Origin of the sequence: Pseudoduganella sp. R-31, assembly GCF_049913235.1 — a bacterium.
Classification (GTDB): domain Bacteria; phylum Pseudomonadota; class Gammaproteobacteria; order Burkholderiales; family Burkholderiaceae_D; genus Rugamonas.
Genome location: NZ_CP183986.1, coordinates 5,499,742 through 5,513,206, shown reverse-complemented (window position 1 = coordinate 5,513,206; position 13,465 = coordinate 5,499,742). Strand labels below are relative to the sequence as shown.

Sequence of the window (13,465 nt, the reverse complement as noted above, 5' to 3'; positions counted from 1 at the left end):
GCTGGACCGTCACGCTGCGAGCGGCGGGGTATGCTGGCGCAGGAATTCCGCGTAAGGGGTGGGCTGGATATCGAGCAGCGTCGGTTCGACCTCGAACAGGGCCCAGTAGTAGGTTTCCAGGCCCTTGCACACCTGCGGCGCCTTGCAGTAGCGGTGCCAATGCTGGCCCACTTCGTCGGAATACATGCCGTCGGGCGGAAAGAAGGGCAGCATGCGCTTTTCTTCCAGCGCTTCCACCAGCGATTGCGGGGCGCCGCTGTCACGAGCCATTTCCACCTGCGATTCGTAGCCCCGTTCGGTTTCCACCACCATCAGCTGCGCCGAACCGTCGGCCTTGAAGAACAGGATGCCGCTCGGGCTCGGGAAAGGGTAGTGCTCGACGAAGCCGTGCTCCTGGTACAGCTGCTGCACGACCTTGGCCAGCGCACCGCAGCGCAGGAAGCTGAATTCGTGCAGCACCAGCATGTCCAACAGGGTCTCCGACTGCTCCTGGAAAAACGCCTTCTGCAGCGCAGCCACTTCCTCCTCCAGCCGGTCCAGCGCATCGTCTGCGCTTTTCTTGATATAGCGGTCGATCAGGCCGCGGTTGAAGGCGTCGACCGCGATCTTTTCATCGGCCTGGCCGGTGAACAGGATCTTCTTGCAGGGCAGGTGCTGGATCGCCTGGCAAAACGCCACGCCGTTCATCTGTGGCATTGAATAATCGACCACCAGCACCGATGGAATGGAAAAACGCTGGCGTTGGGCGGAAATCCGGTAGATCTGCTCCAGGTCCACCGCCACGTTGCGCTGCTCCGCCGACTGGTTCGGATTATCGAAATCCACCTGCAGCGGCAGTTCGCTGCTGCGGGCATTGGCCTTGAACCATTCCAGCGCCTGCAACGGGTCGTGGAAGCACACGCTGGCCTGCATCGGATCGAGCTGGAATACCAGGCTGTGAAGGAAGGTATCGCTGTCGTCCACCAGGACGGTCATGGTTGGGTGGGCGTAAACGGGCAGTTTCATGGTTCAACGGCTTGCTTGTAAGGGAAATTCAAGCACAAAGATAGCATATGCGTGCTCGCGGGAGACACAATGTAGTTTCGCTTCCCACGCTTGCATCACCTGGCGGCACAGTGCCAGGCCGATGCCGGCGCCATTGTGCTCCGGATAAGTGAAGAAACGCTGGAAAATCATCGGCAGATGGTGCGGTGCAATACCGCAGCCCGTATCGATCACCAGGACGCGTGGCACCGGCCGGCAACCATCGATCACGATCCTGACCCGCCCCTTGCCGGCGCGCTGCACCGCCTGCATGGCATTGCGCAGGAGGTTCAGCAGCAGCATGATGGCCAGCTCGTTCTGTCCACCGAAGCGGAAATCGCTGCGGACCTGCAGCGCGACCAGCTGGCGCTGGGCCTCGCCGGTAAAGGGATAGCGGCGCAGCGCCGATTCAACGGTATCAAGCATGGACACGGTTTCGTGCGGATCCAGCTTCTGCCGCACCGCCTGCGCGCTAAGCAGGAACAGGTCGATCATATGATTCATATGGCGCACTTCGTACTGCATGCGGCCCAGTGCCTGGCGCATTGCCGGATTATCCTGTCCCGCGCGCTGCTGCATGCGCGACAGGCCGCGCACATTGGCGTCCAGGCTGGCCAGCGGGGTACGCATCTCGTGCGCCACAGCGCCCAGTCCTTCGCCCAGCCCTTCCAGCTTTTCTTCTTCCAGCGCCTTGCGGCTTTGCGAAAACACCCACATCCAGCCGACCAGGAACAACTGCACCGGCAGCAATTGCAGCACCGCCGCCGAGGCGATGACCTCACCGGCCCCCAGCGCAATCGCCAGCAGCACGGCGGCGCAAATGCCGATTGCGCCGGCGCGCAAAGCGAGACGAACTTCGAAATGGAACAGCGCAACCAGCATCACCAGCATCACCTGGGACCAGGTGACGTTGGCGTGATTCATCAGGAACATGAAGGTGCAGAAGAAGGGCAGCTCGTAAGTCACCAGCACCAGGGTGTAGCGGTCGCGCAGTCGCGCCGGCAGGCGCCGCGCCAACAGGCCGCCAAGTCCAAGCGCGGTACCGACGGCGCGCGCCATCAGGTTTTCGTACGGCTGCGGCACCAGCCAGCCGAAAATCGCGTAATACAGCGGAAAGCAGGTGATTCCGAGCCAGCTCAGGGCGGCGAGGCGCAGGTCGGCGATTTCCCCGGCACTGCGGGCGTGCAGTCGGGTTCGGATAAGGCGTCGGATCATCTGGCAATCATGGCGGTTTGTTGGCGCTTTTTGCGTGAAATCAGCACTATGCTTGATCCACATCAATACGTCCATGCGCTATCATTGCTTTATGAATGATGAAGCACGCACCCTTTACGAAGTCATCGGCGGAGAAACCAAGCTGCGCGAGATGGTTGACCGTTTTTACGACCTGATGGAGCTGGAGCCGGAGTTCGCCGGCATCCGCGCCATGCACCCGCCCAGCACCGACGGCTCGCGCGACAAGCTGTTCTGGTTCCTCAGCGGCTGGATGGGCGGCCCGGACCTGTTCATCGAGCGTTTCGGCCACCCGCGCCTGCGCGCGCGCCACCTGCCGTTCGCTGTCGGTTCGAGTGAACGCGACCAGTGGCTGCGCTGCATGGCGTGGGCGATGCAGGACGTCGGCATCGCCGAAGATTTGCGGCTGCGGCTGATGGAGTCGTTCTATCAGACCGCCGACTGGATGCGGAACAAGGCCGATTGATGGAATTGACCATCCTGCTGGCGCTGGCCGCCGTCATCATCGTCCTGCAAATTGTCGCGCTGCTGCGCAGCCGCGGCAGCGACGTCGCCGACCAACTGGACCGAGTCGAACGCGAAGTGCGCCTGCAGCTTCAGGCCACGGCACAGGCGCAGCGCCAGGAAATGGGCAATATCCTTGCGCAGTCGCACGCAGCGACAGTCCAGCAGCTTGAAACAATGCGCCGCCAGATCGAGGTGCTGACCGAATCCAACACGCGCCGCCTGCTGGAAGTACGCGTGGCGCTGGAAACCAGGATGCGCGAGCTGCAGGCCGACAACGGTGCGCGGCTGGAAGAGATGCGCAAGACTGTCGATGAAAAGCTGCACGAAACGCTGGAAACACGCCTGACTGAATCATTCCGCCAGGTGTCCGAACGCCTGGAGCGCGTGCACCAGGGCCTGGGCGAAATGCAGCAGTTGGCGCTGGGCGTTGGCGACCTGAAACGCGTGCTGACCAATGTGAAAACGCGCGGCACCTGGGGCGAAGTGCAGCTCGAGATGCTGCTCGAGCAGATCCTCACGCCGGATCAATACGCCAAGAACGTCGAAACTATCCCGGGATCCAACGCCCGCGTCGAATTCGCGCTCAAGCTGCCGGGCCAGAAAGAGGGCGGCGCGCCAGTATGGATGCCGATCGACGCCAAGTTCCCGAAAGAGCAGTACGAGCGCCTGCTGGAAGCGGCCGACCGCGCCGATGCCGATGCAGTTGCCGCTGCCGGCCGTGAGCTGGAACGCGCCGTGCGCGGCGAGGCGAAGACGATCGCTGAAAAATACGTCTCGCCCCCGCTGACCACCGACTTCGCCATCCTGTTCCTGCCGACCGAAGGCCTGTATGCAGAAGTGATGCGCCGCCCCGGCCTGGCGGATGAACTGCAGCGTGTGAATCGGGTCAGCATCGCCGGCCCATCCACGCTGACCGCGCTGCTGAATAGCCTGCAAATGGGCTTCCGTACCCTGGCGCTGGAAAAACGCTCGTCGGAAGTGTGGCAAGTGCTGGGCGCTGTAAAGACCGAATTCGCCAAATTCGGCGACGTCCTTGCAACGACCAAGATGACACTGGAAAAAGCCGCCCGCAACATCGAAAACGCGGAAGTACGCAGCCGCCAGATGGCGCGCAAGCTGAAATCAGTGGAAGCGCTACCTGCCGAAGCGGCCCTGTTGATGCTGGGCGCATCCGACGGCGCTGACGCGGACACCGACAGCCCCAACTGAGCGATGAAGCTCGCTGCCCACTTCGCGCTGGCATTGCTGCTGCCAGCATCAACTGGCGTATGGGCCGGCGAACTGGAACTCCCTGCCGCGAAGCCTGTTGTGCGAACACAGCTTGATTTAGAACCCGCCCGCGACAGCTTCGGCCGGCCTTTGGGTGTCCCAGGCAGCCAAACGCCCTTGGCGCGCGCAATGAACGAGGCATGGAAGAAGGATGCTTCCGAAGCGAATTTGAAAGCATGGTCGGAAGTCCTGATAAAGTGCCAGCAAGCCACCAACCCCGCCTGGACCACGCCTCTTATGCGCAGCGAGCCGCAGCAAGCGCACTGCTACCGCTATTGAGTCTTTCTGGGGCCGGGCTGATGCAGGTCAGGCGAGTCAGACCAGCCCCTCAAAAACTATCACGTCAATCAGGTCACCCTCCGCCACATTGCCTTGCTCGTCGTGCAGCACCACCATGCAGTTTGCCTCGGACATCGAACGCAGGATGCCGGAGCCTTGCGAGCCGGTGATGCGCACTTCGCGCGTGCCGTCCAGCGCCGTGGAGAGGATGCCCCGTTGATATTCGGTGCGGCCGGGTTTCTTGCGGATCGCCTGGGCCGAGCGGACACGCAGCAACTGGTCGCCTGGTGCATCGGCGCCCATCATGCGCAGCAGGGCGTGGCGCGCGAAGAAGTAGAAGGTGACCATGACGGCCACTGGATTGCCAGGCAGGCCAAACAGGTAGGCACTGTGGCCGTTCGAGCGGATGCGGCCGAACGCCATCGGGCGGCCAGGGCGCATGCCGATCTTCCAGAAATGCACATCGCCCAGCGTGGCCATGACCTGCTTGGTGTAATCCGCTGCGCCTACCGATACGCCGCCGGATGTGATCACGGCGTCGGCACATTCACAGGCAGTGCGCAAGGCTTCTTCGAGCGATGCCGCGTCATCCTTCACGATGCCCATGTCGACGATGTCGCAGCCAAGGCGTTGCAGCATGCCGAACAGGGTGTAGCGGTTGCTGTCGTAGACGCAGCCTTCCGCCAGCGGTTCGCCGATCGAGCGCAGCTCGTCGCCCGTGGAGAAGAAGGCCACGCGCAGGCGGCGCTGCACCGGCACTTCGGCCAGGCCCAGCGAGGCAAGCAGGCCCAGGTCGGCCGGGCGCAATACTTTGCCTTTGCGAAGTGCGGGAGTGCCGGCTGCAAGGTCTTCGCCTTTGAATCGGCGGTTGTCGCCAGTGCGCACGGTGTTCGGCGAGATTGTGACGGCGACGTCGCTCAGGTCCGCCGCCAACTCCTGCGGCAGCACGGTGTCGCAGCCATCCGGCATGACGCCGCCGGTCATGATGCGCACGCACTCGCCGGGGCCGGGCTTCAGCGCCGAAGGGCGGCCCGCGTAGGCTGTTCCGATCACCTTCAGCGTGGTGTTGCCGTCGGCTTTGAGCTGCCCGCCGGCAAACGCGAATCCGTCCATCGCGGAGTTGTCGTGCGCGGGGACGTTGATCGGCGAGATCACATCGGCAGCGAGCACGCGGTCCAGGGCGCTGCGCAGCGCGACCTTTTCGATGCAGCGCACGGGCCGGATGAATTCACGGATGATGCGCTGTGCATTCCGCACAGGCAGGGCGTCGGGATCGTAGCCAGACAGGCAGGTCGCCACATCTTTCAGCGAAGGGTTGGCGGCAGCTTCTTCCTCGTTCTGCAGCTCGGTCAACGTGTTGATATTGCGGAAGGCAGCGGCCTCGTTGAACAGCACCTCGGCCACCTTGATCGATTTGTACCAGCCATCCATCTTGCGCGAGCCGGTCTGCAGGTAATCGTCCAGCGCCGGCAGGGCGCTTTTGCGCACCAGGCAAAAAACAGGATGCAGTTGCGTGCGCGTCTTGCCATCGTCGTCGGTTTCCAGCGTAGATGCCACGGCGAGGTCGGCGCCCTGCGCGTTCAGCGCCTCGTAAAGCCGCTGCGCCAGGTCGGGCGGCAGGAAAGGGGAGTCGCAGGGCGCTGTCAGCAGCAGGTCCGTCGTGCAATGGCGCAGGCCCGTCTGCAGACCGGCCAGCGGGCCCTCGTAGCCTTCCAGTTCGTCCGGCAGCACCTCCACGCCGAGCGCGCCGTAGGCGCCCAGATTGCGGTTGGCGTTGATGGCGACGCTGGCCACTTGCGGCGCAAGCCGCTGCAGCACATGTGAGGCAAGCGTGCCGCCCCGGAAGGGCTGCAAGCCTTTGTCCACACGGCCCATGCGGGTGCCGCGGCCACCTGCCAGGATCAATCCACTGATGTTTTGTTCCATCGCCAGCTTAGCCCCCGATATATGACATTTCGACTTTGCGGTCGGCGCCCAGCGCCAGGCCTTCGGTATTGATGGTACGCAGTTCCGAATAGCGGTCGGCACGAACGCGCCACAGCGCAGTGATGGCGGATGAGATTTCTGCGTCATTGCGGCCTTCGCGCAGCAGTGCGCGCAAGTCGTGGCCGCGCGATGCGAACAAGCAGGTGTACAGCTTGCCCTCGGTCGACAGGCGGGCACGCGAACAATCCTTGCAGAAGGCCTGCGTCACGCTGGAGATCACGCCGACTTCGCCACCGCCATCGACGTAGCGCCAGCGTTCGGCCGTCTCGCCGGTATAGTTCGGATCGACCGGTACCAAAGGCATTTCGGCGCTGATCATGCGCACCACTTCGGCGGATGGCACCACGTCGTGCATATTCCAGCCGTTGGACGTGCCGACGTCCATGAATTCAATGAAGCGCAGGATGGAAGGCGAGCCTTTGAAGTGGCGCGCCATCGGCAGGATTTCCTGTTCGTTCATGCCGCGCTTGACCACCATGTTCACTTTGACAGGACCAAGGCCGACGCTGTGCGCCACGTCGATTCCGTGCAGCACATCCTCTACTGCGAAGTCGACATCGTTCATGCGCTTGAAGGTGGCGTCATCCAGCGCGTCGAGCGAGACGGTGACGCGTTGCAGGCCGGCGTCCTTCAGCGATTGCGCTTTGCGCGCCAACAGGGAGCCGTTGGTGGTCAGGGTCAGGTCGAGCGGCCTGCCGCTCACGGTGCGCAGTTCGGCCAGCATGGCGACCAGTCGTTCCAGGTCCTTGCGCAAGAGCGGCTCGCCGCCGGTCAGGCGGATCTTTTCAACCCCGTGTTCGACGAACAGGCGCGCAATGCGCGTGATCTCCTCAAACGTGAGCAGGGCATTGTGCGGCAGGTACTGGTAGTCCTTGTCGAACACTTCCTTCGGCATGCAGTAGACGCAGCGGAAATTGCAGCGGTCGGTGATGGAAATGCGCAAGTCGTGCAGCGGACGGGCGAACCTGTCCTGAAGGCGGCCGGTTGGCGCCTCTAACGTTGCGGGGATGGCCGGCGCCTGGCTGCGGCCATCGTTCAGGAGGATGATTTTTTCGGTCATGCTGGGTGCGTGGTTACACCCGGTACGATAGCACGATGCCAGCAATTGCACAGGCCAGCAATACGCGGATTGTTCCTTGCTTGTACTGCATTAAGGCTATGGCTGCGGTAGCGGCGATTGCGACGGCCGGCCACTCCCAGCGGCCGGCTGGATAGAACACGTGGATGCCAAAAAATAGTGCCAGGCTGGCAATTACTCCCACCACGGCGGCAGAGATTGCGGTCAGCGGGGCGGTCATGCGGATATTGCCGCGCGTTGATTCGACCAGCGGGCCGCCGGCCAGGATGAAGACGAAGGACGGCACGAAGGTAAACCAGGCGGCGACAGCGGCGCCCAGCATGCCTGCCAGGGCAGGGTGGCCGGCCACGGCTTGCTGCGTCCAGGCGCCGACGAAGCCGACGAACGCCACCACCATGATCAGAGGGCCAGGCGTGGTTTCTCCCAAGGCCAGGCCATCGACCATCTGGGCAGGCGTCAGCCAGTGGAAGTGCTCGACACCGCCCTGGTAGACATAGGGCAGGACAGCATAGGCCCCGCCAAAAGTCATCATGGCGGCTTTGCTGAAGAACCAGGCCATCTGCGCCAGCGGTTTGTCGATGCCGAACAGCCAGGCGAGCAGCAGCCAGCCGCCAGCCATCAATACGATGCCGGCAGCGGCGACGCGCGCCAGTCCGGTCCAGCTGAAGCGCGCGTGCTGCGGCGTTGGCGTGTCATCGTCGATCAGGGCGGGAGGGTGGGCGGCTTGCGTGGCGGCAGGGCCGTGCCCGGCGCCGCCCAGGGCAAACAGTTCGGGACGAAGCCGGCCGCCGGCCCAGCCCAGCAGGGCGGCCGCGCCGACAATCGCCGGGAATGGCAGCTTGATAAAGCTGATGGCGACGAAGGCAGACAGTGCGATGGCCATCAATGGGCGGTTGCGCAGCGTGCGTTTGCCGATGCGCCATGCGGCAGCCAGCACAATGGCGACTACGGCGGGCTTCATGCCGTACAGGATGCCGGCGACGGCGGGCAGGCTGCCGTAAGCCATGTAGGCCCAGGACAGGCCAATTAGCAGCAACAGCGAGGGAAGTACAAACAGCACGCCGGCAATGATGCCGCCCAATGTGCGGTGCATCAGCCAGCCGATGTAGATGGCGAGCTGCGTGGCTTCCGGGCCGGGCAGCAGCATGCAGTAATTCAGTGCGTGCAGGAAGCGGTGTTCGGAAATCCAGCGCCGGCGCTCAACCAGCTCGGTGTGCATCAGGGCGATCTGTCCGGCCGGGCCGCCGAAGCTGATGAAGCCCAGCTTGAGCCAATACAGGAATGCTTCCCACAATGGGACATGAAAAAGGGAAGCACCTGGCTTCCCTTTTTCGTCTGCGAAAGGCCGGTTAGCCATTCGCCTTGGTTTCAACCTGCACCAGCGGCTCGCTGGCAACCGGTGGCAGCGGCTTGCGCTCGCGTGGCACGCGGATCGGTTGGGCGGTCGCGGCAGCGGCGGCAGCTTCCTGCGCCGCGCGTACCTTGGCCGGGTCGGTCACTGCCATCGACAGTCCGGCGGCAGCCAGCATGGCATCGACGTCTGCCTTGGCAGCGGCCGGCACAGGTGCTGCCGGGGCAGGAGCTGGTGCTGGCGCTGGCGCTGGCGCAACTGGGGCCGGTGCCGGCGCGGCGGCGACTGGCGCTGCCTCGGCTGGAGCTGGAGTTGCGGCAGCCGCTGGCTCGACGACGTCGGCAGCAACTTCTTCGGCAGTTGCCGGTTCGGTTGCGGCCGGCGCGGCTTCAGCGAAAGGCAGCACGCCTTGTGGCGATGCTGGCGCGCTGACCACAGGCTCCGCTGCGACTGGCTCAGCGGCTGCTGGAGCAGCGACTGGCAAGTCCACGGCGGCTGGCTCGACTGGCGCGACAGCTACCGGTGCGGGCTCGACTGGCGCAGCTACTACAGGGGCTACGGCAACCGGTTCAGCAAGCGCTGGCGCCTCGACAGCCGTGGCTGCAGCGGCGTGCGCAGCGGCGCCTTCGGCAGCGGCAGCGCTCGCAGCTTCAGTGGATGCCTGCTCGGCGGTGACAGCAGCCGGGGCAGCAACTGGGGCCGACACAGCTTCGGTAGCGGCGGCCACTGGAACTGCTTCGCCTTCAGCCGGCGCAACGGTGAACGTTGCCTCGGTCGCGCCTTCCGCACCTTCCACGCCCTCAGCGCCTTCACGCTCACGACGGTTACGGTTGCGGCCACCGCGACGGCGGCGGCGGCGTGGCTCGTCGCCGCCTTCCGCGCCTTCATGCTCTTCACCCTCTGGTCCGGTGTTGCCAACTGCTTTCACCAGTACTGGCGTCTCAGGCGCGCCGGTGCCGGTGCCAACTGGACCGACGCCTGCTGCTGCCAGTGCCAATTCCTCGGCCTTGGCTTCCGCTGGAACTGCTTTCTCGGCGCGCGGCTCGCGTGGCTGGCGAGGCTGGCGCGGTTCACGTGGCTCACGCTGCTCGCGTGGTTCGCGCTCGGCACGCTGGCCTTGGGCCTGGGCCGCCTCGGCGCCTTCGCGCTGCTCGCGTGGTTCACGCGGCTGGCGTGGCTCACGCGGTTCACGTGGCTCGCGCTGTTCGCGCGGCTTGCGGGCTTCTGCTGCCGGTTTCGCTTCCTCGGCGCCTGGACGGGTGCCTGGTTCGCGGTCTTCGCGCTCGCCGCGGCCGCCTTTGCCGCCACGGTTACGGCCACGCTGGCCGCGATCCTTGCGGTCGCCGCGTTCTGCGTTGGCTGGCGCCTTGGTGACGATGACTGGCGCTTTCGGCTGCACTGGCTCTTCCTTCTCACCACCGGTGAAGAAGGAGATCAGCTTGGCGAAGAAGCCCTTTTCAGCCGGGGCTGCTGGAGCAGCCGCGCGTGGAGCGGCGGCGGCTGGCTTGGCAGCTTCCGGCTTATGTTCCACCATTGGAGCTGGTTGCTCTGGGGTAATGGTCTTGACGACGGCTTCCTGGCGCGGCTTGGCTTCTTCCTTGTGGCGCTTGGAGAACGACATGTCGGTCTCGGCAGCTTCAGCCATGGTGTAGGAGGCAGCGTGGTCTTCCAGGCGTGGATCGTCGTGCTTGATGCGTTCCAGCTTGTAGTGCGGGGTTTCCAGGTGCTTGTTCGGGATCAGGATCACGGTGATGCGGTGACGGGTCTCGATCTTCAGCACTTCGCCGCGCTTCTCGTTCAGCAGGAAGGCAGCCACGTCGACTGGCACCTGGACGTGGATGGCGGCCGAATTTTCCTTCATCGCCTCTTCCTGGATGATGCGCAGCACCTGCAGGGCGGACGATTCGGTATCGCGGATGTGACCGGTGCCCGAGCAGCGCGGGCAGGTCACGTGCGAGCCTTCCGACAGTGAAGGGCGCAGGCGCTGGCGCGACAGTTCCATCAGGCCGAAGCGGGAAATCTTGCCCATCTGGACACGTGCACGGTCGTGGTGCAGGGCGTCTTTCAGGCGCTGTTCGACTTCACGCTGGTTCTTCGACACTTCCATGTCGATGAAGTCGATCACGATCAGGCCGCCCAGGTCGCGCAGGCGCAGCTGGCGGGCCACTTCGTCGGCGGCTTCGCAGTTGGTGTGGAAGGCGGTGGTTTCGATGTCCGAGCCGCGGGTGGCGCGGGCCGAGTTGACGTCGATGGAGACCAGGGCTTCAGTGTGGTCGATCACGATGGCGCCACCCGATGGCAGCGGAACCGTGCGCGAGTACGCGGTTTCGATCTGGTGTTCGATCTGGAAGCGCGAGAACAGCGGCACGTCGTCGCTGTAGCGCTTCACGCGGTGCACCATGTCCGGCATCACGTGCGACATGAACTGGTGCGCCTGTTCGTAGATCTCGTCGGTATCGATCAGGATCTCGCCGATATCAGGCTGGAAGTAGTCGCGAATGGCGCGGATCACCAGGGACGATTCCTGGTAGATCAGGAAAGCGCCGGAGGCTGCCTTGGAGGCGCCTTCGATGGCGCGCCACAGTTGCATTAGGTAGTTCAAGTCCCACTGCAGCTCTTCCACGGTACGGCCGATGCCGGCGGTACGGGCAATCACCGACATGCCTTGCGGCAGGTCCAGCTTGTCCATGGTTTCGCGCAGCTCCTGGCGCTCTTCGCCCTCGACACGGCGGGAAACACCGCCACCGCGCGGGTTGTTCGGCATCAGGACCAGGTAACGGCCAGCCAGCGAAATAAAGGAGGTCAGTGCCGCGCCCTTATTGCCGCGCTCTTCCTTCTCCACCTGCACCATGATTTCCTGGCCTTCGCGCAGCGCTTCCTTGACGGATGCATTGCGCACGTCGACGCCTTCGCGGAAATAGGAACGGGCAACTTCTTTAAAGGGGAGGAAGCCGTGGCGGTCTTCGCCGTAGCTGACGAAGCAAGCTTCGAGGGAGGGTTCGATTCGAGTGATGACGCCTTTGTAGATATTGGACTTGCGCTGCTCTCGTCCGGCGGTCTCGATGTCGATGTCGATCAATTTTTGACCGTCGACAATTGCTACGCGCAACTCCTCTTGCTGCGTAGCATTAAACAACATGCGTTTCATTTTTATTAACTCCGCGACCCTTGGGCCATGTCAAAGCCGCCCCCGTGGAGACGGCGAAGTACAAGGATATACGCGTGAATTAAGGAGGCTGTAGGGGGAAATGCCTCGTCATGCGGCGGGCGCGAAGCGCTGCCGCCGCATTGGGCGCATGAAGCAAATCGTCATGCCGAGTTTGCGCACTGCGTGCAACATCATCCAACGGCCCGAGCGTTGCCGGGTGGCGGGAGAATGCAGGCGTGCGCACATCGTCGGGCCAGGGCATCTTGTATGGTGCCTTGGCGAAACGGCAAGCGTTATCCACTTCATCAACCAGCGAGCAACGACTGTAGTGCTTGCTCGCCGGACTTATCCTAACAATCCAGCCAGTCTAATTCAGCACACGAGCGCTCGAGCCGATGGCAACAGCGGTTGCGACCCTGATCGGCGCACGAATGTGCGTATACAATTTTTTCCACCGAATTTGCGTTTGGCGAGGCCAGCAGATACGCCCCTGTGTAAAATGTACGTTTAATTCTTTACACTTGCAGCAGATTAAACCGCGGCATAACGATTATATATTCAAAATGAAGGACTTAGAGAGAAATTCTGGGAAGCCGGGCCAAAACAAGTCGCAAAAAGCCGATTCCGCTTCCCCCCAACAGGTCCTGCCGCAAGCACAATTCGTCACAATCACTGAAGAAGAGGCCGGACAGCGGATCGATAACTACCTGTTGCGTGTTTGCAAAGGTGTGCCGAAGAGCCACGTCTATCGTATCCTGCGCTCGGGTGAAGTGCGGGTGAACAAGGGCCGCATCGACCAGTTGTACCGCTTGAATGCCGGCGACCTGGTGCGCATTCCACCGATTCGCATTGCTGAAAAGCAAGAGGCAACCGTTCCGGCCGCCGAATTCGACGTCATTTTTGAAGACGCCAACCTGTTGGTGATCAACAAACCCTGCGGCGTTGCCGTCCATGGCGGTTCCGGCGTTTCATTTGGCGTCATCGAGCAGTTGCGCGCAGCCCGCCCGGACGCCAAGTTCCTGGAACTGGTGCACCGCCTGGACCGGGAAACGTCCGGCCTGCTGCTGATCGCCAAGAAGCGTACTGCCCTGACCAACCTGCATGACCAGATGCGCGACGGACTGACCGACAAGCGCTACCTGGCCCTGGCGGTGGGCGACTGGAAGAACAAGCGCCAGCACGTAAAGCTTGCATTGCATAAATACACGCTTCCGGACGGCGAGCGCCGCGTGCGCGTGCAAGCCGACGGCCAGGCTTCGCATACCGTGTTCAGCCTGCTGCAGAAATTTGATGGTTTTGCGCTGCTGGAGGCCGAGCTGAAGACCGGCCGAACCCACCAGATTCGCGTTCATCTGCAATCTTCGGGCTTTCCGATTGCAGGTGACGATAAATACGGCGATTTTGCACTGAACAAGGCGCTGCAGAAAGCCACGGAAACGCGTGGCGCGCTGAAACGCATGTTCCTGCACGCCCACCAGATTACGTTTACCCATCCTGAAACGGGCAAGCCGATGACCTTGAATGCGCCTTTGGCCGCCGAATGCCAGCGATTCTTGGTAAGCTTGGGGAAACCATTGAATTGAGAAAAAAA

The 13,465-nt window shown here is 63.0% G+C and carries 10 protein-coding genes; 4 read left to right on the top strand and 6 right to left on the bottom strand.

Going from position 1 to position 13,465, the window contains the following annotated elements; translation table 11 throughout:
- Positions 1–9: 9 nt before the first annotated feature.
- On the bottom strand, positions 10–1,005 hold the full coding sequence (locus ACN9MY_RS25090) for a response regulator (RefSeq protein ID WP_426163867.1): 996 nt from the start codon (positions 1,003–1,005) through the stop codon (positions 10–12).
- 3 nt (positions 1,006–1,008) lie between these two features.
- The gene (locus ACN9MY_RS25085) at positions 1,009–2,238 is read right to left on the bottom strand and encodes a sensor histidine kinase (RefSeq protein WP_426163864.1); all 1,230 of its coding nucleotides are present in this window, start codon (positions 2,236–2,238) and stop codon (positions 1,009–1,011) included.
- A 91-nt stretch (positions 2,239–2,329) separates the two neighbouring features.
- On the opposite strand from ACN9MY_RS25085, the gene ACN9MY_RS25080 reads away from it, so the two are divergent.
- The 3 genes from ACN9MY_RS25080 to ACN9MY_RS25070 are packed head-to-tail and all read left to right on the top strand — an operon-like array spanning position 2,330 to position 4,311.
- Positions 2,330–2,722, top strand: a complete 393-nt coding sequence (locus tag ACN9MY_RS25080; protein ID WP_426163861.1) for a group II truncated hemoglobin — start codon at positions 2,330–2,332, stop codon at positions 2,720–2,722.
- Complete coding sequence (locus ACN9MY_RS25075) at positions 2,722–3,972, top strand: DNA recombination protein RmuC (protein WP_426163858.1); 1,251 nt, start codon at positions 2,722–2,724, stop codon at positions 3,970–3,972. The genes ACN9MY_RS25080 and ACN9MY_RS25075 overlap by 1 nt, the downstream gene beginning before the upstream one ends.
- A 3-nt stretch (positions 3,973–3,975) precedes the next feature.
- Entirely contained in the window at positions 3,976–4,311 is a 336-nt protein-coding gene (locus ACN9MY_RS25070) for a hypothetical protein (protein ID WP_426318988.1), read from the top strand.
- Between the two features lie 36 nt (positions 4,312–4,347).
- Here the strand turns inward: ACN9MY_RS25070 and glp are convergent, their stop codons facing one another.
- Genes glp through ACN9MY_RS25050 form a run of 4 tightly spaced genes read right to left on the bottom strand, consistent with a single transcriptional unit; the run spans position 4,348 to position 11,874 of the window.
- Positions 4,348–6,237, bottom strand: a complete 1,890-nt coding sequence (gene glp / locus ACN9MY_RS25065) for a gephyrin-like molybdotransferase Glp (RefSeq protein WP_426318987.1) — start codon at positions 6,235–6,237, stop codon at positions 4,348–4,350.
- A 7-nt stretch (positions 6,238–6,244) separates the two neighbouring features.
- Positions 6,245–7,357 carry a GTP 3',8-cyclase MoaA gene (gene moaA / locus ACN9MY_RS25060; RefSeq protein WP_426163849.1) on the bottom strand — a complete coding sequence of 371 codons (1,113 nt, stop codon included), beginning with the start codon at positions 7,355–7,357 and terminating at the stop codon, positions 6,245–6,247.
- A 13-nt stretch (positions 7,358–7,370) separates the two neighbouring features.
- On the bottom strand, positions 7,371–8,732 hold the full coding sequence (gene chrA, locus ACN9MY_RS25055; protein ID WP_426318986.1) for a chromate efflux transporter: 1,362 nt from the start codon (positions 8,730–8,732) through the stop codon (positions 7,371–7,373).
- On the bottom strand, positions 8,725–11,874 hold the full coding sequence (locus ACN9MY_RS25050) for an Rne/Rng family ribonuclease (RefSeq protein WP_426318985.1): 3,150 nt from the start codon (positions 11,872–11,874) through the stop codon (positions 8,725–8,727). The genes chrA and ACN9MY_RS25050 overlap by 8 nt, the downstream gene beginning before the upstream one ends.
- Positions 11,875–12,437: 563 nt before the next feature.
- On the opposite strand from ACN9MY_RS25050, the gene ACN9MY_RS25045 reads away from it, so the two are divergent.
- Complete coding sequence (locus ACN9MY_RS25045) at positions 12,438–13,457, top strand: RluA family pseudouridine synthase (protein ID WP_426163843.1); 1,020 nt, start codon at positions 12,438–12,440, stop codon at positions 13,455–13,457.
- Positions 13,458–13,465: the final 8 nt, after the last annotated feature.